The organism is uncultured Microbacterium sp. (assembly GCF_945952435.1).
GTDB lineage: Bacteria > Actinomycetota > Actinomycetes > Actinomycetales > Microbacteriaceae > Microbacterium.
In genome coordinates, this window is record NZ_CAMFHZ010000025.1 from 1 (window position 1) to 23,615 (window position 23,615).

26 protein-coding genes are annotated in these 23,615 nt (G+C 70.5%); 3 read left to right on the top strand and 23 right to left on the bottom strand.

The window, feature by feature from the left end; translation table 11 throughout:
• The 12 genes from Q0P88_RS12545 to infC all read right to left on the bottom strand — a co-directional run.
• Nucleotides 1-743, bottom strand: a 743-nt coding sequence (locus Q0P88_RS12545) for a phenylalanine--tRNA ligase subunit alpha (RefSeq protein WP_295014647.1), incomplete at its 3' end; no start/stop codon positions are given.
• A 43-nt stretch (nucleotides 744-786) separates the two neighbouring features.
• Nucleotides 787-1,740, bottom strand: a complete 954-nt coding sequence (locus Q0P88_RS12550) for an amino acid ABC transporter permease (protein ID WP_295014649.1) — start codon at nucleotides 1,738-1,740, stop codon at nucleotides 787-789.
• Nucleotides 1,737-2,393, bottom strand: coding sequence for an amino acid ABC transporter permease (locus tag Q0P88_RS12555; RefSeq protein WP_295014651.1), 657 nt, complete (start codon nucleotides 2,391-2,393; stop codon nucleotides 1,737-1,739). The genes Q0P88_RS12550 and Q0P88_RS12555 overlap by 4 nt, the downstream gene beginning before the upstream one ends.
• A gap of 84 nt (nucleotides 2,394-2,477) precedes the next feature.
• Nucleotides 2,478-3,380, bottom strand: coding sequence for a glutamate ABC transporter substrate-binding protein (locus Q0P88_RS12560; protein WP_295014653.1), 903 nt, complete (start codon nucleotides 3,378-3,380; stop codon nucleotides 2,478-2,480).
• A 47-nt stretch (nucleotides 3,381-3,427) separates the two neighbouring features.
• On the bottom strand, nucleotides 3,428-4,189 hold the full coding sequence (locus Q0P88_RS12565; RefSeq protein ID WP_295014655.1) for an amino acid ABC transporter ATP-binding protein: 762 nt from the start codon (nucleotides 4,187-4,189) through the stop codon (nucleotides 3,428-3,430).
• A 171-nt stretch (nucleotides 4,190-4,360) separates the two neighbouring features.
• Nucleotides 4,361-5,323, bottom strand: a complete 963-nt coding sequence (locus Q0P88_RS12570; protein ID WP_295014657.1) for a TAXI family TRAP transporter solute-binding subunit — start codon at nucleotides 5,321-5,323, stop codon at nucleotides 4,361-4,363.
• A complete protein-coding gene (locus Q0P88_RS12575) occupies nucleotides 5,320-6,714 on the bottom strand; it encodes a HAMP domain-containing sensor histidine kinase (protein WP_295014659.1) in 1,395 nt (464 codons plus the stop codon). The genes Q0P88_RS12570 and Q0P88_RS12575 overlap by 4 nt, the downstream gene beginning before the upstream one ends.
• A 3-nt stretch (nucleotides 6,715-6,717) precedes the next feature.
• A complete protein-coding gene (locus Q0P88_RS12580) occupies nucleotides 6,718-7,386 on the bottom strand; it encodes a response regulator transcription factor (RefSeq protein ID WP_295014661.1) in 669 nt (222 codons plus the stop codon).
• Between the two features lie 8 nt (nucleotides 7,387-7,394).
• Nucleotides 7,395-8,195 (bottom strand): RNA methyltransferase, encoded by an 801-nt coding sequence (locus Q0P88_RS12585; protein WP_295014663.1) that lies wholly within the window; start codon nucleotides 8,193-8,195, stop codon nucleotides 7,395-7,397.
• Between the two features lie 67 nt (nucleotides 8,196-8,262).
• The gene (gene rplT / locus Q0P88_RS12590; RefSeq protein ID WP_295014665.1) at nucleotides 8,263-8,649 is read right to left on the bottom strand and encodes a 50S ribosomal protein L20; all 387 of its coding nucleotides are present in this window, start codon (nucleotides 8,647-8,649) and stop codon (nucleotides 8,263-8,265) included.
• Between the two features lie 33 nt (nucleotides 8,650-8,682).
• A complete protein-coding gene (rpmI, locus tag Q0P88_RS12595; RefSeq protein WP_295014667.1) occupies nucleotides 8,683-8,877 on the bottom strand; it encodes a 50S ribosomal protein L35 in 195 nt (64 codons plus the stop codon).
• Nucleotides 8,878-8,964: 87 nt separating this feature from the next.
• Complete coding sequence (gene infC / locus Q0P88_RS12600) at nucleotides 8,965-9,585, bottom strand: translation initiation factor IF-3 (protein WP_295014740.1); 621 nt, start codon at nucleotides 9,583-9,585, stop codon at nucleotides 8,965-8,967.
• Nucleotides 9,586-9,870: 285 nt separating this feature from the next.
• On the opposite strand from infC, the gene Q0P88_RS12605 reads away from it, so the two are divergent.
• Nucleotides 9,871-10,284, top strand: coding sequence for a DUF1844 domain-containing protein (locus tag Q0P88_RS12605; RefSeq protein WP_295014669.1), 414 nt, complete (start codon nucleotides 9,871-9,873; stop codon nucleotides 10,282-10,284).
• Between the two features lie 34 nt (nucleotides 10,285-10,318).
• Here Q0P88_RS12605 and Q0P88_RS12610 read toward each other — a convergent pair whose 3' ends face one another.
• Genes Q0P88_RS12610 through Q0P88_RS12635 form a run of 6 tightly spaced genes read right to left on the bottom strand, consistent with a single transcriptional unit; the run spans nucleotide 10,319 to nucleotide 14,629 of the window.
• Nucleotides 10,319-11,128, bottom strand: coding sequence for an SseB family protein (locus tag Q0P88_RS12610; RefSeq protein WP_295014671.1), 810 nt, complete (start codon nucleotides 11,126-11,128; stop codon nucleotides 10,319-10,321).
• Nucleotides 11,112-11,858: a bifunctional 1-(5-phosphoribosyl)-5-((5-phosphoribosylamino)methylideneamino)imidazole-4-carboxamide isomerase/phosphoribosylanthranilate isomerase PriA gene (gene priA / locus Q0P88_RS12615; protein ID WP_295014673.1), complete on the bottom strand. Its 747-nt coding sequence runs from the start codon at nucleotides 11,856-11,858 to the stop codon at nucleotides 11,112-11,114. The genes Q0P88_RS12610 and priA overlap by 17 nt, the downstream gene beginning before the upstream one ends.
• 34 nt (nucleotides 11,859-11,892) lie before the next feature.
• Nucleotides 11,893-12,540: an imidazole glycerol phosphate synthase subunit HisH gene (gene hisH, locus Q0P88_RS12620; RefSeq protein ID WP_295014675.1), complete on the bottom strand. Its 648-nt coding sequence runs from the start codon at nucleotides 12,538-12,540 to the stop codon at nucleotides 11,893-11,895.
• Nucleotides 12,537-13,142, bottom strand: coding sequence for an imidazoleglycerol-phosphate dehydratase HisB (hisB, locus tag Q0P88_RS12625; RefSeq protein ID WP_295014742.1), 606 nt, complete (start codon nucleotides 13,140-13,142; stop codon nucleotides 12,537-12,539). Before hisB ends, hisH begins: the two co-directional genes overlap by 4 nt.
• Nucleotides 13,136-14,221 carry a histidinol-phosphate transaminase gene (locus Q0P88_RS12630; protein ID WP_295014677.1) on the bottom strand — a complete coding sequence of 362 codons (1,086 nt, stop codon included), beginning with the start codon at nucleotides 14,219-14,221 and terminating at the stop codon, nucleotides 13,136-13,138. Before Q0P88_RS12630 ends, hisB begins: the two co-directional genes overlap by 7 nt.
• 57 nt (nucleotides 14,222-14,278) lie before the next feature.
• The gene (locus tag Q0P88_RS12635) at nucleotides 14,279-14,629 is read right to left on the bottom strand and encodes a LysM peptidoglycan-binding domain-containing protein (RefSeq protein ID WP_295014679.1); all 351 of its coding nucleotides are present in this window, start codon (nucleotides 14,627-14,629) and stop codon (nucleotides 14,279-14,281) included.
• 330 nt (nucleotides 14,630-14,959) lie between these two features.
• On the opposite strand from Q0P88_RS12635, the gene lexA reads away from it, so the two are divergent.
• A complete protein-coding gene (lexA, locus tag Q0P88_RS12640) occupies nucleotides 14,960-15,643 on the top strand; it encodes a transcriptional repressor LexA (RefSeq protein ID WP_295014681.1) in 684 nt (227 codons plus the stop codon).
• Nucleotides 15,644-15,709: 66 nt separating this feature from the next.
• Here the strand turns inward: lexA and metE are convergent, their stop codons facing one another.
• Together metE and Q0P88_RS12650 are read right to left on the bottom strand one after the other, a co-directional pair.
• Complete coding sequence (gene metE / locus Q0P88_RS12645) at nucleotides 15,710-18,031, bottom strand: 5-methyltetrahydropteroyltriglutamate--homocysteine S-methyltransferase (protein ID WP_295014683.1); 2,322 nt, start codon at nucleotides 18,029-18,031, stop codon at nucleotides 15,710-15,712.
• Between the two features lie 34 nt (nucleotides 18,032-18,065).
• Nucleotides 18,066-19,046 carry a methylenetetrahydrofolate reductase gene (locus Q0P88_RS12650; RefSeq protein WP_295014685.1) on the bottom strand — a complete coding sequence of 327 codons (981 nt, stop codon included), beginning with the start codon at nucleotides 19,044-19,046 and terminating at the stop codon, nucleotides 18,066-18,068.
• A 99-nt stretch (nucleotides 19,047-19,145) separates the two neighbouring features.
• Between Q0P88_RS12650 and Q0P88_RS12655 the strand changes: the two genes are divergently transcribed.
• Nucleotides 19,146-21,044, top strand: a complete 1,899-nt coding sequence (locus Q0P88_RS12655; protein WP_295014687.1) for a prolyl oligopeptidase family serine peptidase — start codon at nucleotides 19,146-19,148, stop codon at nucleotides 21,042-21,044.
• Between the two features lie 17 nt (nucleotides 21,045-21,061).
• Here Q0P88_RS12655 and smpB read toward each other — a convergent pair whose 3' ends face one another.
• The 3 genes from smpB to ftsE all read right to left on the bottom strand — a co-directional run bounded on the left by smpB (nucleotide 21,062) and on the right by ftsE (nucleotide 23,517).
• Nucleotides 21,062-21,538, bottom strand: coding sequence for an SsrA-binding protein SmpB (smpB, locus tag Q0P88_RS12660; protein ID WP_295014689.1), 477 nt, complete (start codon nucleotides 21,536-21,538; stop codon nucleotides 21,062-21,064).
• A 75-nt stretch (nucleotides 21,539-21,613) separates the two neighbouring features.
• A complete protein-coding gene (ftsX, locus tag Q0P88_RS12665; protein ID WP_295014690.1) occupies nucleotides 21,614-22,528 on the bottom strand; it encodes a permease-like cell division protein FtsX in 915 nt (304 codons plus the stop codon).
• Nucleotides 22,525-23,517, bottom strand: coding sequence for a cell division ATP-binding protein FtsE (gene ftsE, locus Q0P88_RS12670; RefSeq protein WP_295014692.1), 993 nt, complete (start codon nucleotides 23,515-23,517; stop codon nucleotides 22,525-22,527). Before ftsE ends, ftsX begins: the two co-directional genes overlap by 4 nt.
• Nucleotides 23,518-23,615 lie beyond the last annotated feature (98 nt).

Consider the following 23,615-nt stretch of genomic DNA (forward strand, 5'->3'; position numbering starts at 1 on the left):
CGCGCGACGTGGTCGAGCGTGCCCTTGAGGTGCGCCATCGAGATGCCCTTGTCGACGACCAGCCCCTCGAACTGGGTGAACACGGGGAGGTGGGTCGCGTCGAACTCGTCGGTGCGGTACACGCGCCCTGGGCAGAGGACGTAGATCGGGACCTCGCGGTCGAGCATCGAGCGCACCTGCACGGGGCTCGTGTGCGTACGCATGACGAGATGGCGCGACGGCGGATCCACGTAGAAGGTGTCCTGCTCCTGCCGGGCGGGGTGGTCGACGTCGAAGTTCAGCGCGTCGAAGTTGAACCACTCGTGCTCGAGTTCCGGGCCCTCCGCGATCTCCCAGCCCATGCCGACGAAGACGTCGCTGATCTGCTCCTGCAGGAGCGTGAGCGGGTTGCGGGCGCCTACGGGGGTGCGCGAGGCGACCGCGGTGATGTCGATCCGCTCCGCCTCGAGGCGCGCCGCCGTCTCCGCTTCGGCGAGCTCGGACTCCTTCGCCGCGAGCGCCTGGGTCACGCGTCCGCGGCCCTGGCCGATGAGCTTGCCGAAGGCGGCCTTGTGCTCGGGGGCGACCTGGCGCATCGACGCGTTCAGGATCGCGAGCGGCGATCCCTCGGCGACGTGCGCGGCGCGGGCGGCCTTGAGCTCGGCCGTGTCTGCCGCGGATCCGATCGCGGCGAGCGCGGCATCGACCGCGGATTCCACCGCCTCGGGCGTGATGTCGGGAGTGTTCTGGGTGTTGTCGGACACGAGAGTCGAGTCTACCGGCGCGGCCCGCCGGGCCGAACGGCGCTCAGATCCCGTTCCCCGGGCCCGTGGACGTGCCGTCGAACTTGCCCCCGCCGCGCTGCAGCGCGATCACCTCCGTGACGGTGCTCCCGTCGTGGATCCGCGGGTCGTCGCCGCCCGCGTCGGGCGTGTACCCCTTCAGCCTCGGCGAACGCCGCGCGCGACCCTCCAGCCACTTGGCGACCCCGGAGAGGATGAGGCACATCGAGATGTAGATGACCGCCACGACGAGCCCCGCCTGCAGCAGCGGACGCCCCGGCTGCGAGCTGAGGAACTTGGCGTAGTAGATGAGCTCGGGGTAGGTGATGATGAACCCGAGCGCGGTGTCTTTGAGGGTGACCACGAGCTGGGCGACGATGACCGGCAGCATCGCCCGGATCGCCTGCGGCAGCAGGATGAAGGCCATCACGCCGGACTTGCGCAGCCCGATCGCGTACCCGGCCTCCTTCTGACCGCGCGGCAGGGCCTCGATCCCCGCACGGAGGACCTCGGCGAGCACCGAGCCGTTGTACAGCACGAGTCCGATCACGACGGCGGCGTACGGCGACATCCGGAAGGTGCTGTCCGGGATCGAGTTGATGCCGTAGTAGAAGATCATCATCATCACGAGCACCGGCACGGCGCGCAGCAGCTCGATCACGACGGTGACGGGAACCCGCACCCAGGCGTGCTCGGAGAGCCGCCCGATCGCGAGCACGAAGCCCAGGATGAGACTGCCGACCGCCGACACGAGGAACGCGCTCACGGTCGCCCAGAGCGCCTGCGCGAGGCCCTGCCAGACGAGGGTGTAGGTGAAGATGTTCCACCGCGCGGCGTCGAACTGCCCCGTCACCGCGAAGCGGTAGACGACGAAGCCGAGGATCGCGAGCACCACGAGCACGGTGACGACGCCGAGGACGCGGTTGCGCACGACCGCCCGGGGCCCGGGGACGTCGTAGAGAACGGATGCACCGCTCATCGGGCGATCCTCCACTTCTTCTCGAAGTGCCGCTGGAGCAGGCTCAGCAGCAGTACCAGGACGATGAACACGACGGCGACCCAGAGCAGGATCTCCATGACGGTGCCGGGGCGGTTGGCCGAGTCGGCGACGGTGGCGCGCAGCGCCGCGAGCTCCGCGATCGAGAAGCCCGCGGCCACGGTCGTGTTCTTCAGCAGCGCGATGAACACGCTCATCATCGGCGGCACGACCGAGCGGAAGGCCTGCGGCATGACGACGAGCGTCATGACCTGGCCGAAGGACAGCCCGATCGCGCGGGCCGCCTCGGCCTGGCCGACCGGGACCGTATTGATGCCGGCGCGGAGCACCTCGGCCACGTAGGTCGCGGTGTAGACGCCGAGCGCGATGATCCCCAGCGGCAGGAAGGGGATCTCCGGCAGGTCGAGCTTCGGGTAGCCGAACACGAAGAAGAAGAACACCAGGGTGAGCGGGGTGTTGCGGATGAGGTTGACGTACACCGTGCCGACCCCACGGGCGATCGGCACGGGCGAGACCCGCATCGCACCGACGAGGGTGCCGAGCACGAGAGCCAGCGCACCTCCGCCGAGGAACAGGAGGACCGTGTTGGCGATCGCCTGGCCCCAGAGGTCGAGGTTGCCCAGCAGAGCGTCCACGCGTGCTTCTCCTTCAGGACGGGGAAGAAAAGGGGAGATGGTGCGGCCGGGCCCCCCAGCCGGCCGCACCGGTCGAAGGAAGGCCTACTTCTCGACGGCGGGCTGGCTGACCTTCAGGCCGCTCGCGCCGAGGTTCTTCTCGAAGATCGCCTTCCAGGTGTCCCCACCGTTCGTGAACATGTCGTTCACGAAGGTCTGGAACGCGGTGTCGCCCTTGGTGAGGCCGACGCCGTACTTCTCGGTGGTGAAGGGCTCGCCGACGACCTTGAGCTCGTCCGGGTCCTGCGCCGCGTAGCCGAGCAGGATCGCCTGGTCGGTGGTGACCGCGTCGACCTGCTTGCTGATCAGCTGGTCCACGCAGGCCGAGTACAGGTCGAGGCCGACGGTCTTCGTGTCGGGGAAGTTCGCCTGGATGTTCTGCAGCGGCGTGGATCCGGTCGCCGAGCAGACCGTCTTGCCGGCCAGGTCCTTCTCGCTCTTGATGGAGTCGTCGCCCTTGCGTACGAGGAGCCCCTGGCCCGTGACGAAGTACGGGCCGGCGAAGTCGATGACGGCCTTGCGCTTGTCGGTGATCGAGTAGGTGCCGACGTAGTAGTCGACGTCACCGTTCACGATGGCCTGCTCGCGGTTCGCAGACGGGATCGGCTTGAAGTCGATCTTGTCCTCGCTGTAGCCGAGCGAGGCGGCGATCCAGCGCGCGATGTCGATGTCGAAGCCGCTGCGCTTGCCGGTGGCCGCGTCCTTGTAGCCGAGACCGGGCTGGTCCTCCTTGACGCCGATCGTGATCTTGCCGTTCTTGGTGATCCGGTCGAACGTGGGGCTGCCCTCGAGCTTCACGTCCTTGGCGACCTCGAACAGCGGCTTGTCGCTGGTCGGCGTCGAGCCCTCGCCGGCGGGCGTGGACGGGCTGCCGCTGTTGCAGCCGGTGAGAGCGAGCAGCGCGGCGACGGCGAGGCCGACGCCCGCGAGTGCGCGTGTCTTGAGCATGTGCGTTTCTCCTTCGATGGTGCAGGTGCGGGTGCTGTGGTGCGGGGTCAGTGCGTGAGGAGCTTGGAGAGGAAGTCCTTCGCACGATCCGAGCTCGGATGCGTGAAGAACTCCTCGGGCTCGGCCTCCTCGAGGATGCGGCCGTCGGCCATGAAGACGACGCGGTTCGCGGCCTTGCGTGCGAAGCCCATCTCGTGGGTGACGACGATCATCGTCATGCCGCTCGCCGCGAGCTCGACCATGACGTCGAGGACCTCGTTGATCATCTCGGGGTCGAGCGCGCTGGTGGGCTCGTCGAAGAGCATGACCTTGGGGTGCATGGCGAGCGCACGGGCGATCGCGACGCGCTGCTGCTGACCGCCCGAGAGCTGCGCGGGAAGCTTCGCGGCCTGCTGCGCGACGCCGACGCGCTCGAGGAGCTGCATGGCCTCCTTCTCGGCGTCCGCCTTCTTCCTGCCGCGGACCTTGATCGGGCCGAGCGTGACGTTCTCCAGGATCGTCAGGTGCGCGAAGAGGTTGAAGGACTGGAAGACCATGCCGACGTCGGCCCGGAGCTGTGCGAGCCCCTTGCCCTCGCTCGGGAGCTTCTCCCCGTCGATCGAGATGGTGCCGCTCGTGATCGTCTCGAGACGGTTGATCGTGCGGCAGAGGGTCGACTTTCCGGATCCGGACGGGCCGATGATGACGACCACCTCGCCCTTGCGCACGGTGAGGTCGATATCGGTGAGCGCCTGGAAGTCGCCGTAGTGCTTCTGCACGTGATCGACGACGACGAGCGGGGCGCCGGCGGGCGCGGGGGCATCGGGCATGCGGATCTCCGTGAGGATCGACGGGACGGCTGTGTCGCCGTGGTGCCGATGACGTTATTGGGCGCGGTGCGCCTTCCGCGGCGTCCTTGAGGAATCCTTGAGGGTTGAGCGGCCCGTGTTTCCGGGGCTTTTCCGGCCCGTTCCCCGCCGGTTTCGCGACGCGCGATCGGCTCAGCCGTGCGCTTCGCGGTAGTACCGGATCGCACCGGGGTGCAGCGGGATCGGATCCGTGAAGATCGCCTGCCGACGGTCCAGCAGCGCGGCCGCCGGAACCCGGGCCGCGAGCGTGGCGCGGGCGTCGAAGAGCGTCGCCGTCACGTCGTGGATGAGGCTCTCGGAGGTGTCGCGTCGGCAGACGAGGTAGTTGGGAACGGTCATCGTGACTGTGGACGCGTCGATCCCGTAGACGCCGACCGGGAAGTCCGCCTGGCGGTAGGCGCCGTTGTGCGCGGCGTTCACGGCGTCGACGACGGCCGGCGGGATCGACAGGAGACGGATCGGGCTCGCGGCCGCGAGTGCTTCGATCCCGGGCGTCGGCAGACCCCCCACCCAGAAGAACGCGTCGATCTGCCCCCGTCGCAGGGCCGTGATCGAGTCCTCGAGCCCCGCCTGGGCGTTGTGCACCGACGAGACGTCGACGCCCGCCGCGCTCAGGACCCGCTGGGCGAGGACCTCGACGCCCGAGCCGCGCGCGCCGAGCGACACGGAGCGGCCGGCGAGATCGCGGAGAGTGCGCACGGTGGAATCGTCGCGGACCACGATGTGCACGTACTCGTCGTACAGCCGCGCCACTGCGACGACGGGGATCGGCGTCGCGAACGCCCCGGTGCCGGCCGCCGCGTCGGCGACCGCGTCGCCCTGCGCGAAACCGAGCACGGCGCGTCCGTCTCCGACCCGCTGCAGGTTGTCGACGGATCCGGCCGTGCGCTGCCCCGAGAAGCGTGCGCCCAACCGGTCGTGCAGGGTGACGGCGAGCTGCGTCCCGTAGTCGAAGTACACGCCCGTCGGCCCTCCGCCGGCGATCGCCTGCGGACGGTCCGTCCAGCTCCGGTCGCCCGGCGCGCACGCCGCGAGCCCCACGACGCACAGCAGCGCCGCGAGCAGGGCGACGGTCCGTCGCACCGGCCCGTTCATCGCGCCTCCGCAGCAGGAAGGAGCAGGAGCACGCGCAGACCTCCGCCGTCCGCCGACTCGACCCGGAGCCTGCCGCCGACGGTCGCGAGCAGATCCGTGGCGATGGCCAGCCCCAGCCCGGATCCGGGCAGGTCGCTGGTGCGCTCGCTGCGCCAGAACCGGTCCGTCGCATGGACGATGTCCTCGTCGTCCATCCCCGGTCCGTGATCGCGGACCGAGAGCAGGCAGTCGTCGCCGAGCCTCTCCGCGGCCACCTCGATCGTGCTGCGACGCGGGGAGAACTTGACCGCGTTGTCGATCACCGCGTCCAGGGCGCTCTCCGCGATGGTCTCGTCGCAGACGCTCGTGGCCGACTCGTCCAGGCGCGTCTCGAAGGAGACGCCCTGCGCGGCCGCCGCGTCCCGCCAGGAGTCGACCCTGCGCTGCGCGAGCGCAGCGAGGTCGACCGGCCCCTGCAGTCCGGAGCGCCCGCCGCCGCGTGCGAAGGCGAGCAGCGTGTCGAGGATGCGCGTCATCCTCCGCCCCTCCTCGCGGGTGGCCTCCACCTCGCCGTCCCAGCTGCGGTCCAGGCCGGTGGCCAGCGACTCCAGGCGCAGCAGCAGAGCGCTCAGCGGATTGCGCAGCTCGTGCGAGGCGTTCAGCGCGAACTCCTGCTGCCGCGAGACCACGCGTTCGATCTCCCCCGCCATGCGGTTGAACAGCGCGACCATGCGGCGCAGCTCCGGCGGGCCCGTGTCGTCCGCGATCCTGGCATCCATGTCGCCGCGTTCGATCGCCTCCATCGCCCGATCGACCCGCTGCACGGGGCGCAGGACCCAGGTCGCCAGCCACAGCACGACGAGCAGTCCGAGGGCCAGTGCGACGACGACCACCACGCCCAGCAGGATCCACTGCCGGACGATCTCGGCCCTGGGCGCATCGACGCTCGCCGACATCACGATCGCACCGATGACGTCGCCCTGGTCGACGATCGGCTCGACGAGGGACTGCTCGGCGAACTGCCAGGGCAGCAGGACCGGCTCCGGCAGGTCGCCCCGGCGTCCGGAGAGCGCGAGCTGCACCTTGCCGGCGGTCGGCTCGTCGAAGACGACCGCCGCATCGGAGGACGGCGCCCACGGCCGTCCTGACCGGTCCACGACGACGACCCGCGTGCCGTACAGCTCGCGGTAGCGGCTCAGCTCCGCGTCGAGCACTGCGGCGCTGCCGCCGCTCGCATCGGCGGACTGCAGCGCCTGCCGCGCGCTCGTGAGGAACGTTCCGAGATCGCCGACCTGCTGCGTGTAGAACGCCTGCTGCACGCTGCGCGACGCCGCCCAGCCGTAGGCCCCGCTCAGCAGCACGAGCACCGCGGCGAGCGGGACGAGCAGCACGATGAACAGCCGGCGCCGCATCGCTCAGAGCCCCGTCAGCCGGTATCCGACGCCGCGCACGGTCTCGATGAGCGCGGGGCGGCCGAGCTTGCGCCGGATCGAGGCCACGTGCACCTCGAGCGAGCGGGCGAAGCTCTGCCAGTCGGTGTTCCACACCTCGCGGATCAGGCGGTCGCGGGGCACCGCCGCACCGGGATGCCGGGCCAGCACGGCGACGATGTCGAACTCCTTGCGCGTGAGCTCGACCGCGACCCCGTCGACGAGCACGCGGCGCGCGACGAGGTCGATGCGCACCCCGTCGATGTCGATGCCGACCGGACCCGCCTCCCCCGGCAGGGCGTGGGTGCGGCGCGCGACCGCCTCGATGCGCGCGAGCAGCTCCTGCACGTCGTACGGCTTGACCAGGAAGTCGTCGGCTCCGGCCCGCAGCCCGCGGATCCGCTCGTGCACCTGGCTGCGGGCGGTCGCGATGAGAACGGGGACGCCGCTCACCGCACGGATGCGCCGGCAGAGCTCGATCCCGTCGACGTCGGGAAGGCCGAGGTCGAGCAGGACCGCCTCCGTCTCGGATCCGAGGGCCTTCATCGCGCTGCGGCCGTCGCCCGCACGTTCGACCGCATAGCCGGCGCGACCCAGGAATCCGGCCAGCGCATCGGCCACGCGTTCGTCGTCTTCGACGATGAGGATGCTCATCCCGCCCCTCAGGCCCGGTGGGCGAAGGCGCTCTCGTAGAGGCACACGCTGGCCGCCGTCGCCAGGTTCAGAGACTCGGCACGGCCGAAGATCGGCAGCCGCAGTGCCCGGTCCGCGAGATCGCGTGCGCCCTCGTCGAGCCCGCGCGCCTCGTTGCCGAACAGCCACGCGGTCGGCGCGGCGAGAACGCCCTCGGCCCTGGCCGCGAGCAGGTCGTCGCCGCCGACGTCGGCCGCGAGCACCTGGAGGCCGGCGCCGTGCGCCCTCTCGACGACGTCCGCGAGGTCGCCGCCGACGGACACCGGAAGATGGAAGAGCGAGCCCGTGGTGGATCGCACGACCTTGGGGTTGTAGAGGTCCACCGTGCGTCCGGTGAGCACCACGGCGTCGGCGCCCGTGGCATCGGCGGCGCGGATGATCGTGCCGAGGTTCCCCGGATCCCGCACCTCTTCGCAGATCGCGACGAGCCGCGGCCCGGCGGCGAAGATGTCGCGGACCGAGGTCGGGGTCTGCCGTGCCACGGCGACGACGCCCTGCGGGGTGACCGTGTCGGCCATCGCCGAGAGCACGAACTCGGTGACGAACTCGAAGCGGATGTCCTCGTCGACGGCTGCGGCGCGCAGGTCGGCGTGCTTGTCCCAGGCCGTGGGCGTGGCGAACAGCTCGACGATCGCGTCCGGCCGGTACGCGAGCGCTTCGCGGACGGCCTGCGGTCCTTCGAGGAGGAACAGACCGGTCTCGGTGCGCGCGCTGCGCTTGGTCAGCTTGGCGACGGCGCGCACGCGCGGGGATCGAGGGTTCTCCAGCACGAACACAGTCTAGGGAACGCGAAAGGGCGCCGTCTGCGAAGACGACGCCCTTTCGGGATTCCGGTGCTTACGCGGCCGACTTCGGCGCGTTGACGTCCGCCGGCAGAGCCTTGCGGGCGACCTCGACGAGCGCCGCGAAGGTCGCGGCCTCGTTCACCGCGAGCTCGGCGAGCATGCGACGGTCGACCTGGACGCCGGCGAGACCGAGGCCCTGGATGAAGCGGTTGTACGTGATGCCGTTCTGACGGGCAGCAGCGTTGATGCGCTGGATCCACAGGCGACGGAAGTCGCCCTTGCGCTTGCGACGGTCGCGGTACGCGTAGACCAGGGAGTGGGTGACCTGCTCCTTCGCCTTGCGGTACAGGCGCGAGCGCTGGCCACGGTAACCCGAGGCGCGCTCGAGGATGACGCGGCGCTTCTTCTGAGCGTTGACGGCGCGCTTGACTCTAGCCATTTTCTTGTGTTCCTCTTCGTCGGATCGGACGCGTCAGCGGCCGAGGAGCTTCTTGGCGACCTTGGTGTCGGCGGCCGACAGGACCTCGTCCTGGTTCAGGCGACGGGTGCGACGGCTCGACTTGTGCTCGAGGTTGTGGCGCATCCCGGCCTGCTGCTTCTTCAGCTTGCCGCTGCCGGTGATCTTGAAGCGCTTCTTGGCACCCGAGTGGGTCTTCTGCTTCGGCATCTTCTCTTCCTTCGTATGGCGCCCGTGTGGGCGACAGGGTTCTGCCCGCGCGGTGCGGGAGGTCTGTGTGGGGCTGCGCCCCGCGGATCACTCCGCGGCGGGCTCGGCCGGCTCGCCCTGGCCGACGGGGGCCTTGGCGTCGCGCGCGGCCTGCTTGTTCGCGGCGCGGACCGCGTTCTGCTCGGCCTTCGCCTCGGACTTGTTCTTCAGCGGGGCGACGACCATGACCATGTTGCGTCCGTCGATCGTGGGGTTGGACTCCACGGTGCCGAACTCGGCCACGTCCTCCGCGAACTTGCGGAGCAGACGCACGCCCTGCTCGGGACGCGACTGCTCGCGACCGCGGAACAGGATCATCGCCTTCACCTTGTCGCCGGACTTGAGGAAGCCCTCGGCGCGCTTGAGCTTCGTGGTGTAGTCGTGCGCCTCGATCTTCAGACGGAAGCGCACCTCCTTGAGGATGGTGTTCGCCTGGTTGCGGCGAGCTTCCTTCGCCTTCTGCGCGGCCTCGTACTTGAACTTGCCGTAGTCCATGATCTTGACCACGGGAGGCTTCGAGTTCGGGGCGACCTCGACGAGATCGAGGTCGGCTTCCTGCGCAAGACGCAGCGCCGCCTCGATACGGACGACGCCGATCTGCTCACCCGCGGGACCGACGAGGCGGACCTCGGGGACGCGGATGCGCTCATTGGTGCGGGGATCGCTGATGCGGACTCCTTAGACGATGGTTTCGGCCACCGCGATCCGGAAGGATCACGGGCGAAATCGGAATCGTCTCCCACCCGCCGACACTCAGACGTCGGCGTACACCCTCCACCGAATGCTCGGTGGCCGACCTTCGTCGGACTGCCGGAGTGGATCCGGCGGAGTGCGGAACCCGGTAGCCTTGAGCGGCAAGCGCGGGTGGGAAGTGAATCCTCTTTCGTGCCGGGACGTATGCCCCGGAGCCCGCAGAAGTCTATCAGAAGGCACGACCTTCGGAAAGCCGGCACTGTGAGCACCCCCGCGCCCGACGGACACGAGCACGTCTCGACCTCCCCGCACCCCGACTCCGTCGTCGACGAGACGACGCTCGACGACACCGTGACCGGTGCCGCGCGGGACATCGCCGACGTCGCCGCCGTGGAGGTCATCACCACGGCCGCCGTCCACCTGCTCAGCGCGGCCGCGGTGAAGGTCGGGCTCGCCGACGATCCCGAGACGCAGACCGATCTGGACGAGGCGCGCAAGCTCATCAACGCGCTCGCCGGGCTCATCACCGCCGCGGCCCCGGAGATCAGCGACATGCACGCCCGGTCCCTTCGGGACGGGCTGCGGTCGGTGCAGCTCGCCTTCCGCGAGGCCTCCCCGATCCCCGACGCGATCGGCCAGGGTCCCGGCGAGAAGCTCACGGGCCCCGTCACCTGATCGGGACCGGCGGCCCCTCAGGGGCCGCCGTGTGTCAGGCGCTCGCCGTCAGACGGACGGTGAGCGAGTCGACCAGGACCGCGATGCGGTCGTCGGCGGCCCAGCGCTGCGCGAGCCGCGACAGGACGGCGTCGAGCGTCGCGCGGTCGAGGCCCTCGACGAGTTCGAGGGTCACGACGAGCTCCGGACCGCGCAGGCGCGCCTCCGGATCCCCCGCCGACACGGCGACGTCGATCACCGCGAGCTCGGCGCCGACGCTCGCCTGGAGCCCGGCGTAGACCTCCGGCGAGAGGAAGGACGGCTCCCAGGGCTGGCCCTGCGCAACCGCCCACACCGCCGGCCGGCGCAGCACGAACTCCGACGCAGAGCCCGGATCCAGCACGATCAGCTCGGCATCGCCGCTCGACGCGGAGAGCGCGACGCGCGCGGCGTCGACGGGGATCGGCCGCGCCGACGGATCCCAGGCTCGCAGCGTGTCCACGCTCGTGAACGCCGGCTGCACGGTACGCCCGTCGGGAGCGGCGACCGTGACGAGGGAGAGCTCCTGCGTCTTGTCGACGGTCAGACCCGACGGCGCGACCCCCTCCTCCCCCTTCTCGGCGATCAGCGGGACGAGCACCCGCGCCGCGCGGAACGCATCGACGACCTCGGTCTGCGAGGCGTCGCCCGCGCGGAACCGGATCAGCGCGTCCCAGAGCGCCGGATCGGCGGACCCGTCGTCCGAGGCGTGCGGATTCGCCTCGAAGCGCCGCCCTTCCCACGGAACCCCCGCGGAGTCGCCGAGGCGTTCCGGCCCAGCAGCGCCGTGTCCGGCGTGCGCGCAGGCCTCAGGATCCTGCGACATCCAGCGCCTCGACGAGGGTGAAGGCGCCGGCATAGAGCGCCTTGCCGACGATCGCGCCCTCGACCCCGAGCGGCACGAGCGCTCGGAGTGCGGCGATGTCGTCGAGGTTCGCGATGCCGCCCGAGGCCACGACCGGCTTGGGCGTGCGCGCGGTGATCTCGCGCAGCAGGTCGAGGTTCGGGCCGCGCAGGGTGCCGTCCTTGGTCACGTCGGTCACGACGTACCGGCTGCAACCGGCCTCCTCCAGACGGTCGAGGACCGTCCAGAGGTCCCCGCCCTCCTTGGTCCAGCCCCGCGCGGCGAGCGTCGTGCCGCGCACGTCGAGGCCGACCGCCACGGCCTCGCCGTAACGGGCGATCACATCGGCGGCCCATTCGGGGTTCTCCAGCGCGGCGGTGCCCAGGTTGATGCGCGCGGCCCCTGTCTCGAGGGCGGCCTCCAGGCTCGCGTCGTCGCGGATCCCGCCGGACAGCTCGACGTTGACGCTGCGGAACTGCTTGATGACCTTGCGCAGGATGGACGCGTTGCTGCCCCGTCCGAACGCGGCGTCGAGATCGACGAGATGGATCCACTCGGCGCCCTGGTCCACCCATTCGGCCGCGGCGTCGACCGGGTCGCCGTAGCTCGTCTCGGATCCGGCCTCGCCCTGCGTCAGCCGGACCGCCTGTCCCCCTGCCACGTCGACGGCGGGGAGGAGGGTGAGGGAGGGTTCCTGTGCGAAATCGTTCATGTCGTCCTTGCGGCTGGAATCGTGCGGGTGTCGGTCAGAGGGTCGAGATCCAGTTGCGCAGCAGCTGGATGCCCGCCTCGCCCGACTTCTCGGGATGGAACTGCGTGGCCGACAGCGGGCCGTTCTCGACCGCGGCGAGGAAGCGGGAGCCGTGCTCGGCCCAGGTCAGCGCGGGCTGCGGGAACGGCGGCGCGACCTCGAGCTCCCAGTCCTGTGCGGCGAAGGAGTGCACGAAGTAGAACCGCTCGTCCTCGATCCCGCGGAAGAGGACGCTGTTCTCGGCGGGCTCGACGGTGTTCCATCCCATGTGCGGAAGCACCGGTGCGTCGAGCTCCGTGACCGCGCCCGGCCACTCGCCGAGACCATCGACGTCCGCTCCCCGCTCGACGCCGCGCGCGAACAGCACCTGCATGCCCACGCAGATGCCCAGCACGGGACGACCGCCCGCGAGTCGACGCTCGATGATCTCGTCCCCGCCCTGCGCCGCGAGCGCCTCGCGGACCGCGGCGAACGCGCCGACGCCGGGCACCACGAGGCCGTCGGCGTCGAGCGCGGCAGCCCGATCGCCCGTCAGCTCGGCATCGGCCCCGGCGCGGATGAGCGCCTTGACCGCCGAGTGCACGTTGCCGGACCCGTAGTCGAACACCGCCACGGTGGGACGACGCACGGCGGGATCGCTCACAGGGAGCCCTTCGTCGACGGCACGCCCTGGACGAGCGGGTCGAGCGCCTTCGCCTGACGGAAGGCACGGGCGAAGGCCTTGAGCTCGGCCTCCGCGATGTGGTGCGGGTCGCGTCCGCTCAGCACGCGGACGTGCACCGTGAGGGCGGCGTTGTAGGCGATCGCCTCGAACACGTGGCGGACGAGCGATCCCGTGAAGTGACCGCCGATGAGGTGGTGCTCGAAGCCGGACGGCTCCCCCTCGTGGACGAGGTAGGGACGGCCGGAGATGTCAACGACGGCCTGCACGAGCGCTTCGTCGAGGGGCACGAGGGCGTCGCCGTACCGGGAGATCCCGTTCTTGTCGCCGAGCGCCTCGCGGATCGCCTGCCCGAGCACGATCGACACGTCCTCCACGGTGTGGTGGGCGTCGATGTCCGTGTCGCCGGAGGCCCGCACGGTCAGGTCGGTCAACGAGTGCTTGGCGAACGCCGTGAGCAGGTGGTCGAAGAACGGGACCGAGGTGTCGATACGACTCTGGCCGGTGCCGTCGAGGTTCAGCTCGAGTTCGACCGTCGACTCCGAGGTGGCGCGGGAACGGCGGGCGGTGCGGGCGGTCATGATGCCGATCCTATCGAGGCGAGCGCATCCAGGAACGCGGTGGTCTCGGCCTCCGTGCCCGCCGTGACGCGCAGGTGCTGCGGGATCCCGACGTCGCGGATCAGCACGCCCTTGTCGTAGAGCGCACGCCAGGTCGCCGAGGGATCGGAGACCCCGCCGAACAGGACGAAATTCGCCCAGGACGGGTGCGGGGTGTAGCCCAGGGCCTCGAGCGTGGCGGAGATCCGATCGCGCTGCCCGACGATCTCGTCGACCATCGCGAGCATGGTCGGCGCGTTGCGCAGCGCCGCGACGGCCGCCGCCTGCGTCAGCGCGCTGAGGTGATACGGAAGGCGGACGAGGCGCAGTGCGTCGATGAACGCCGGGTCCGCCGCGAGATAGCCGACGCGGGCGCCGGCGAACGCGAAGGCCTTGCTCATCGTGCGCGAGACCGCGAGACGCGGGCGCCCCTCGCGCAGAGACAACGCCGAGGGCGCGTCCTTCGGCGCGAACTCCTGGTACGCCTCGTCGACGATGACGATGCCAGAGGAGGCCTCGTAGACCGCCTCGACGACGTCGAGCGAGAGCGGCGTACCCGTCGGGTTGTTCGGTGAACAGAGCAGGATCACATCGGGGTCGTTGTCGCGCACCTGCGCGACCGCGTCGTCGACGGTGACCTCGTAGTCGGGGTGACGCGTCCCGGCGACCCAGGTGGCGCCGGTGCCCTGCGCCAGCAGCGGGTACATGGAATAGGTGGGTGCGAACCCGAACACCGTCCGGCCGGGGCCCGCGAACGCCTGCAGGATGTGCTGCAGGACCTCGTTCGAACCGTTGCCGGCCCAGATGTTCTTCGCCTCGAGGCCGTGACCCAGATAGTTCGCGAAGCCCTCGCGCAGCTCGGTGAACTCCCGATCGGGATAGCGGTTCACGTCGTGCAGCGCGACCGCGATCTCGTCGAGGATGTCGCTCGCCACCCCCTCCGGCACCGGGTGGGTGTTCTCGTTCACATTCAGTGCCACGGGCAGCGGGGCCTGCGGCGCACCGTACGGGCGGAGCCCGCGTAGATCGTCGCGAAGCGGTAGGTCGTCGAGCGAGACAGTCACCGTCCCATGCTAGGCGTCCCGGCTGAACACCGACTCCTCATGACGTCCGTGCGACGATCAGTGCGACGAGTACTGCGCCGGGATCGCGAGGTGCTGGCCGACCGAGAGCGCACCGGCCTGGATGACGTTGAGCCGGGAGATGTCGGCCACGACGTCGCGAGGGTCCGCCTCCGGCGCGATGTCGCCCGCGATGGACCACAGCGTGTCGCCGGGCTGCACCGTGACGGTCTCGAACGACTGCGCGTGCCCGAGGTCACCCGAGGCGAGCGCGGCCCCTCCGCTCAGCGCCGCGAACACGAGCGCACCGGAGAGCGGCACCGCGACCAGAGCCGCCAGCACACGACGCCCGCGCGCGGTGATCCGAAGGCGCGTGACGGGGGCTGCAGGGGCGAAGGTGATGCTGCTCATGGTGCTTCTCCTTTGGTGTGTGGGGATCCGCCTCTCCCCGGGGAGTTCTTCCGTGTGAGGAAGAGCCGCCCCGGGCCTCTGGAGAGGCGAACCTACGTTCCGAAGATACTTTCGAGTTCGAACATCTGTCAACCCTTCTTCGAAGATCACTCCGGAGAATCGCTCGACACGCTCGAACAGATCTTCCGAATCCGGGAATTTCTCGGATACGGTTTCGATGTACAGACCTCATCACGGACCACCGACATTCGAACCGCCGCCGGCGGGAACGAGGTCCCCGACCCGCGATCCGAGCACCGATGAGGGCATCGCGCACACGAAGGAGATGGCATGAGCGACGGCGCGACCCCCGACGAGGCCCCGCGGACGCGGCGCCGCAAGAGCCTGAGCGCGAAGCAGATGGCGATCCTCGAGGTCATCCAGACGTCGATCGCCCGCTACGGCTACCCGCCCAGCATGCGCGAGATCGGCGACGCGGTCGGGCTCAAGTCGCTGAGCAGCGTGACCCATCAGCTCGGTCAGCTCGAGCTGAGCGGCTACCTGCGCCGAGACCCCGGCAAGACGCGTGCGATGGAGGTCCTCATCGACCTGCCCGGATCGTCGACGGAGAATCCCGCAGACGCGGCGCCGTCCCTCGGCGACGCGGCGCTCGTCCCGCTCGTCGGCAGGATCGCCGCCGGGGTGCCGATCACGGCCGAGCAGCAGGTCGAGGAGATCTTCCCGCTGCCCCGCCAGCTCGTGGGCAAGGGCGACCTGTTCATGCTCAAGGTGTCAGGGGAGTCGATGATCGATGCGGCGATCTGCGACGGCGACTGGGTCGTGGTGCGCTCCCAGGGTACGGCGGAGAACGGCGAGATCGTGGCGGCCATGCTCGACGGCGAGGCCACGGTCAAGACCTTCCGCCGTCGTGACGGCCATGTCTGGCTCCTCCCCCGCAATAGCGCGTTCGAGCCCATCCTCGGCGACGACGCCGTGGTGCTCGGAAAGATCGTGGCGGTGCTGCGCGCCGTCTGAGCCGCCGCCCCGCACACGCGACGAGGCCGCCCCGGATCGGATCCGGGGCGGCCTCGTCGTTCTCGCTCAGATCGCGACGGACACGTCCTCGCGCACGCGGCGCGTGGCCTCCACGATGTTCGCGAGCGAGGCGTTGGTCTCGTCGTATCCCCGCGTCTTCAGTCCGCAGTCCGGGTTCACCCAGAGCTGGCGGTTCGGGATCTCCTCGACCGCGCGGCGGAGCAGGGTCTCGATCTCGTCGACGGCCGGGACGCGCGGCGAGTGGATGTCGTAGACGCCGGGGCCGATCCCGTGGTCGAAGCCGCTCGCCGCGATGTCGGTGACGACCTCCATGCGGCTGCGCGCCGCCTCGATCGAGGTGACGTCGGCGTCGAGCGCCTTGATCGCGTCGATGACGACGCCGAACTCCGAGTAGCAGAGGTGCGTGTGCACCTGGGTCGCCGTCTCCGCGCCCGCCGTGGCGAGGCGGAACGAGGCGACCGACCAGTCGAGGTAGGCCGGCTGGTCCGCCTTCTTCAGCGGCAGGAGTTCGCGCAGCGCCGGTTCGTCCACCTGGATCACCGTGATCCCCGCGTCCTCGAGGTCGGCGATCTCGTCGCGCAGCGCGAGGGCGACCTGATTGGCCGTCTCGGCGAGCGGTTGATCGTCGCGCACGAACGACCACGCCAGGATCGTCACGGGTCCCGTCAGCATGCCCTTCATGGGCTTGGCGGTGAGCGACTGGGCGTACCGCGACCAGGCGACCGTCATGGGCGCAGGGCGCGAGACATCGCCCCAGAGGATCGAGGGGCGCGTCGCCCGCGACCCGTAGGACTGCACCCAGCCGTTCTCCGTGACGTCGAAACCGTCCAGGTTCTCGGCGAAGTACTGCACCATGTCGTTGCGCTCCGGCTCGCCGTGCACCAGCACGTCGAGTCCGAGGTCCTCCTGCAGCGCGACGACGCGGCCGATCTCGGCCCGCAGGAACCCGTCGTAGTCCTCCGCGGTGATCTCTCCGCGGGTGAAACGAGCGCGGGCACGGCGGATGTCGCCCGTCTGCGGGAAGGATCCGATGGTCGTGAGCGGCAACGCGGGCAGGCCGAGAGATGCGTCCTGCGCAGCGACGCGCGCCTCGTAGTCGCCCCGGTCGAAGTCCGCGGCCGCCAGCGCCGCGGTGCGGGCGCGCACGGCGTCGACGCGCACGCCGGGGGCGCCGAGACGGTCGGAGAGCGCCGCGGTGGCCGGGTCGAGCTCCTCGGCGATCGCCGCACGGCCTTCGCGCAGACCCTTCGCGAGCGTCACGACCTGGGCGACCTTCTGGTCGGCGAAGGCGAGCCAGCTCACCAGACGCGCATCGAGCTTCGTCTCGTCCTCGACGTCGTGGGGCACGTGCTGCAGCGAGGTGGACGTCGACGCCGCGATGCCCGCTGCGCCGAGCCCCCGCAGCGCCTCGAGCGTGTCGAACGCACGGGCCAGGTCGCCGCGCCAGATGTTGTGACCGTCCACGACGCCGCCGACGAGGACCTTGTCCTCCAGACCGGGAACCGGCGCCGGAACCGTCCCGCGGACGAGATCGAGTCCGATCGCCTCGATCGGCGCCGCGGCGAGCACCGCGAGGTTCGCGTCGAGGGCCGCATAGGGGGCCGCGACGAAGATCGCGGGACGGTCGGAGAGAGCCCCGAGCGCGCCGTACGCCCGCGCGGCGGCATCGCCGAGCACCGACGCCGACGCCGGCAGCGACTCGCTCACCAGCGCGGGCTCGTCGAGCTGCACCCACTCGGCCCCCGCGGCCTGGAGCGCGGCGAGGACCTCGGCGTACACCGGCACGAGATCGTCGAGACGGGACAGCGGATCGAAGCCCTCGGGCGCCTCGTCGGCGGCCTTCGCGAGCGCGAGGAAGGTGACCGGTCCGACGAGGACAGGGCGCGTACGGAATCCGGCCTCCGCCGCCTCCTGCACCTGACGCACGAGCCGATCGCTGGACAGCGAGAACGCGGTGTCAGGACCGATCTCCGGCACGAGGTAGTGGTAGTTCGTGTCGAACCACTTCGTCATCTCCAGCGGGGCACGATCGCCCTCGCCGCGCGCGATCGTGAAGTAGGCCGGCAGCCCGATGGTGCCGTCCGCCGAACGAAGGTCCTCGAAGCGGGCCGGGATCGCACCCACGGTCACCGCCGCGTCGAGAACCTGGTCGTAGTAGGAGAAGGACTCAGGGATCGCGGAGTCCTCGCGGCCGAGGCCCTGGGCGGCGAGCCTGTCGCGGGTCGCCGCACGCAGGGCTGCGGTGGTCTCCTCGAGCTCCCGCTCGTCGATCCGTCCGGCCCAGAAAGCCTCGACGGCCTTCTTGAGCTCGCGGCGTCGGCCGATGCGGGGATATCCCAGGATCGTGCCCTCGGGGAAAGCGGTCATGTCGGTCCTCTCTGACGGAAGGGAAGGGTGCGGCTCAGTGCGCGCCGCGGACTCGGTCGGCCGTGCTCGGCAGGATGCCGGCGTCCTCCAGCACGGCGAGCACCGTGCGGTGCTGGTTGAACGCGTACAGGTGGATCCCGGGGGCGCCGCCGTCGACGAGCTCCCGGATGAGGGCGGCGGCGCGGGCGATCCCGATCTCCGTGCGCCCCTCGACCGTCGGCTCGACCTCGAGCGCGATCGAGAGCTCCGCGGGCAGCTCCTCGCCGCTGAGCTCCAGGACGCGACGCAGGCGCGCGGGGGACGTGATCGGCATGATGCCGGGCAGGATCGGGATCGTCACCCCGGCACGGCGCGCGCGCTCGACGAACGCGAAGTAGTCGTCCGGGTGGAAGAAGAGCTGGGTGATGGCGAGCGTCGCGCCCGCCGCCTGCTTGGCGAGCAGGGCCTCGACGTCCTGGTGGCGGTAGGTGGAGCGCGGATGACCGTTGGGATAGGCCGCCACGGCGATGCTCACCCTCTTCCTCGGGGTGACCTGCACGGCGCCGGGAACGCCGGGGATCGGCCGCTCCTCGTAGGGGGCGCGCTCCGCCTGCGCCCGGTCGATGAGCTGCACGAGCTGCGCCGAGCTCTCCAGGTCGCCGAGGAACGGCTCGCTCTCGTCGAGCGGCGGATCGCCCCGCAGCGCGAGGAAACTGAGGATCCCCGCGTCGAGGAACTCCCGGATGAGGCGCGACGCGCCGGCATACGTGTTGCCCACGCAGGTCAGGTGCGCGAGCGGCTCCACGGCGGTGTGCGCGCGGATGTAGCGCAGCACGTCGAGCGACCGTCCGCCCACGGATCCCCCCGCGCCGTAGGTCACCGAGATGAACCGGGGAGCGACGGCCGCGAGCTGCTGTATGGTCTCGTGCAGCGCCTCGGCCGGTGCGGAGGTGCGCGGCGGGTACAGCTCGAAGGAGATCGGCACGCGCGGCACGACGCCCCCGGCGGGGGCGAACGGCGGCGCGTCGAACGACATGACTCTCCTGGCTGATGGCGGTCTCCCCAACCTAGGCGGCCCGGAGGATGCCCGCGTTCTGTGTTTCACCATGTGTCGCAGGGTCAATACGCTCGGTGCATGGCTTCTGCGTACGGCTCCTGGCCCTCCCCCTTCTCCGCCGCCTCACTGGCGATCTCCGGCTCCCGGATCGACGGCGCCCGGTACTCCGCCGAGGGGATCTGGTGGAGCGAGTCCGTGCCGGCCGAGCGCGGTCGCATGACCGTGCGCCGACAGGATCCCGACGGCTCGGTGCACGAGGTGCTGCCCACCCCGTGGAGCGCCCGCTCCCGCGTGCACGAGTACGGCGGGGGCGCCTGGACCGTGACCGACGACGGAGCGCTCCTGTTCGTCGACGGTGACAGTCAGCGCGTGCATCGGCTGGCGCCGGGTGCCGACGGCCCGGAGCCGCTGACCGCCGAGGGGCCCCGGTACGGGGGCCTGCGACGGCAGCAGGGGCGCCTGTTCGCCGTGCGGGAGGATCTGCGCGGGGATCCGCACGAACGGGCGATCGTCGAGATCCCGACCGACGGCTCCGCCGCCGACGACGACAGCGCGGTGGATCTCCTCGCCCGCGGTCCGGGCTTCTTCGCCCACCCTTCCCTGTCGCCGGACGGCTCCGCACTCGCATTCGTCCGCTGGGACGAGCGCCGGATGCCGTGGGAGGCGTCTCAGGCGGTCGTCCTCGGGCTCGGATCCGGCACCGACTCCGACTCCGACTCCGACACCGGCTCCGTGACGACGCTCCCCGGCCGTGCGGCGCTCCAGCCGGAATGGGTGTCGGACGGGGAGGTGCTCCTCGCGAGCGACGACACCGGGCGGTGGAACCTCGTCCGCGCCGCGCTCGACGGCACGACGACCGTCTTCCCGGCGGCACCGGCCGACACCGGCGGCGGCCTCTGGGTGCTCGGCCAGCGCTGGTTCCGCGTCCTGGACGACGGGCGGATCCTCGCCGTCCGCACGGACGGCTCGGACTCCTTGGCGCTTCTGGACCGCGACGGTGCGGAGATCCGTGTCTTCGAGGTGCCGTTCGACGCCGATCTCAGCATCGAGGACTCCCGCGGATCGCGGGTGCTCGTCACAGGGCAGGGACGGCCGGTCTCCCCCGGGCTGTGGGAGCTCGACACCGACACCGGGGCTCTGCGCACGATCCGCGGAGGGGCGCCGGCGGATCCGGCGTGGGTGCCGGGGGCGCGTCCGGTGACCTTCGAGGGTCCGCACGGCCCCGTGCACGCGTTCGACCACGCTCCGGCGAACCCGGAGGCCTCCGGCGAGCCCGGTACCCTCGCGCCCTACGTCGTGCAGGTGCACGGCGGGCCGACGGCGCACGCCGCGGGCGCGCAGACGGGCTGGATCACCTACTTCACCAGCCGGGGAATCGGGGTACTGGAGGTGAACTACGGCGGATCCACCGGATACGGACGCGCGTATCGTTCGCGATTGGACGGGCAGTGGGGTGTCGTCGACGTGGACGACGTGCTCGCCGCGGCACGGGGACTGGTCGAGAACGGCATCGCGGATCCGCGGCGCATCGCCATCCGCGGCGGATCCGCGGGGGGATGGACGGTGCTGTCGTCGCTCGTGCGGGGCGGGGTGTTCGCCGCGGGGATCGACCGTTACGGCGTCGCCGACCTCCGCCTGCTCGCGGAGGAGACGCACGACTTCGAGCGCTTCTACCTCGACGGTCTCGTCGGCCCGCTGCCGGAGGCCGACGCCGTCTACGTCGAGCGCTCCCCGCTGACCCACGCCGCGCGGATCGACGTGCCCGTGCTGATCCTGCAGGGCGAGGACGACACCGTCGTCCCGCCGTCGCAGTCGGCCGCGATCCGCGACGCCCTGGCGGCCCGAGGCGTCGACCACGAGTACCTGCTCTTCCCCGGCGAGGGGCACGGGTTCCGACAGGCCCAGACGATCGAGGCCGCCGCGGAGGCCGAAGTGCGCTTCCTCGGACGGGTCTTCGGGTTCGCGTCGCGCCCGTAGGCCGACCGTCGCGTCGGCTACTCCCCCATGCGGTTGCGCAGCCGCATGGCGCGCTCCGCCTCACGGGAGTCCTGCCGTTCGCGCAGCGCCTGGCGCTTGTCGTACTCGCGCTTGCCCTTCGCGAGCGCGATCTCGACCTTGGCGCGCCCGTCCGAGAAGTACAGCCGCAGGGGGACGAGCGTGTAGCCGCCGGCGGAGACCGCGTGCGAGAGCTTCGCGATCTCCTCCTTGTGCAGCAGGAGCTTGCGGATCCGCTTGGCCGAGTGGTTCGTCCAGTGCCCCTGCGAGTACTCCGGGATGTGCACGGCGTCGAGGAACGCCTCGTTGCCCTTGATGAACGCGTATCCGTCCGTCAGGTTGGCGCGTCCCTGGCGCAGCGACTTCACCTCGGTGCCCGTGAGCACGAGTCCCGCCTCGTACGACTTCTCGAGGTTGTAGTCGTGACGTGCGCGACGATTGGTCGCGATGACCTTCTCCCCGCGTTCCCTGGGCATGGCTGTCTCCTGCATGTGTCGATGGTGATCCGGCCGAACGGCCAGCCCGCCAGTATATACAGAAGCGGCGGGCCGCTAGGCGCGGAGCCAGCGACGGATCGCGAATCCGGCGCTCAGCGCGGCGAGGACCACACCGATCCCGATGAGGACCGGGACGACCAGCGCCGCCTCCTGCAGGCCGACCCAGGTCGTGATGAAGGGCACGCGCTTGCTGAGGTAGTCGTGCACGCCGAACTGCACGCCCAGCAGCACCGTCACGCTCGCCAGCACGGAGCCGATCACGGCGGCGAACACGCCCTCCAGCACGAACGGCGTCTGGATGAAGCGGTTCGATGCGCCCACGAGACGCATGATCCCGATCTCCCGGCGCCGCGCATAGGCCGACAATCGGATCGTCGTGCCGATCAGGAGCACCGCCGCGATCAGCATGAGCACGGCGATGCCGATCGCGATGTAGGTCGCCACCGTGAGCGCGTTGAAGAGCGGATCGAGGTACTCCAGCTGGTCCTTGACCTCGTCGACGCCCTTGGCGTTGTGGAACGCCTCGGCGATCACGGACGACTGAGTCTGATCCTTGAGGTTGACCTTGAAGACCGCGTTGACCTGGTCGGCGCTGAGCACCCCGGCGTAGTCCTTGCCGACGAGCGTGAGCGTCTCCTTATAGGCCTCTTCCGAGGTCTGGAAGCTCATCTTCGCGATGAGCGGCTTGAGGGTGTCGCTGTCGAGCTCGGCCCTGACCGCCTGGATCTGCTCCTCGGTCGCCGCGCCGTCCGCGCAGCTGGCCGAGGTCGACACCGACGAGCACATGTAGACGGCGACCTGTGCGCGGTCCTGCCAGTAGGCGCGCATCGTCCCGATCTGGGCCTGCATGAGGATCGCCGCCCCGACGAACGTCAGGGAGACGAACGTGACGAGGACGACCGAGATGACCATCGACGCGTTGCGGCGCAGCCCCGTGAGGGCCTCGCCCAGAATGAGTCCGAACCTCATGAGACGGGGCCCACTTCCTCGTCGTCGCCTTTGTCGAGGCCGAGCCGGTCTGCGACCCCCAGTTCTGCCAGGTCCACGGGCGGAACCACGATCGGAGGCGTGGCCGGCCCGCTCTCCTCGGCGGACGGCGCCGCCTGCACGATCGTCTCCGACCGTTCGCCGGGCCCGTCGACGACGAGCGCGGAAGCCGCGATCGGCCCCGAGATCGCCGCCTCGGTCTCGCGCTGCACTTCCAGGACGGCCGTGAGCGCGGCGGCCGCGGCGGCCCCGCGGATCGCCTCCGGCGTCAGCAGCGGCACGTTGGAGGTGTCGCCGTAACCGCCGCCCAGTTCGTCGCGGACGAGCTCGCCGTCGCGCAGCTCGATCACACGGCGCTGCATCTGGTCGACGAACGCGGCCTCGTGCGTCGCCATCAGCACGGTCGTGCCTCCCGCGTTGATCCGCGCGAGCAGCTGCATGATGTCGACCGAGGTCGCGGGGTCGAGGTTTCCGGTCGGCTCGTCCGCGAGCACGATCTGCGGACGGTTGACGATGGCGCGCGCGATCGCGACGCGCTGCTGCTCACCACCGGACAGTTCGTGCGGGAGACGCTTCTCCTTGCCGCTGAGCCCGACCAGCGCGAGCGCCTCCGGCACCGCCTGCTGGATGAAGCCGCGGGACGATCCGGTGACCTGCAGCGTGAACGCCACGTTCTGATAGACGGTCTTCGAAGGCAGCAGGCGGAAGTCCTGGAACACGGATCCGATGCTGCGCCGGAAGTACGGCACCTTGCGGTTCGCGATGGTCTTCAGGTCGCGACCGAGCACGGCGACGCGGCCGGAGGTCGGGGACTCCTCGCGGAGGATGAGCTGGAGGCAGGACGACTTCCCGGATCCCGACGCGCCGACGAGGAAGACGAACTCGCCTCGCTGCACCTCGAAATCGACCCCGGACAGCGCGGGGCGCTTCGTCCCGCGATAGCGCTTGGTGACGTTCTCGAATCGGATCATGGCGTGTAGAGCCTAAGCGGGCCTGGCGCGCAGCCCGCGAGCGACACCCGCGCGCCGCGGTTCGGCCCTCGGAGCAGCGACGCGGCCGTCGGACGCGG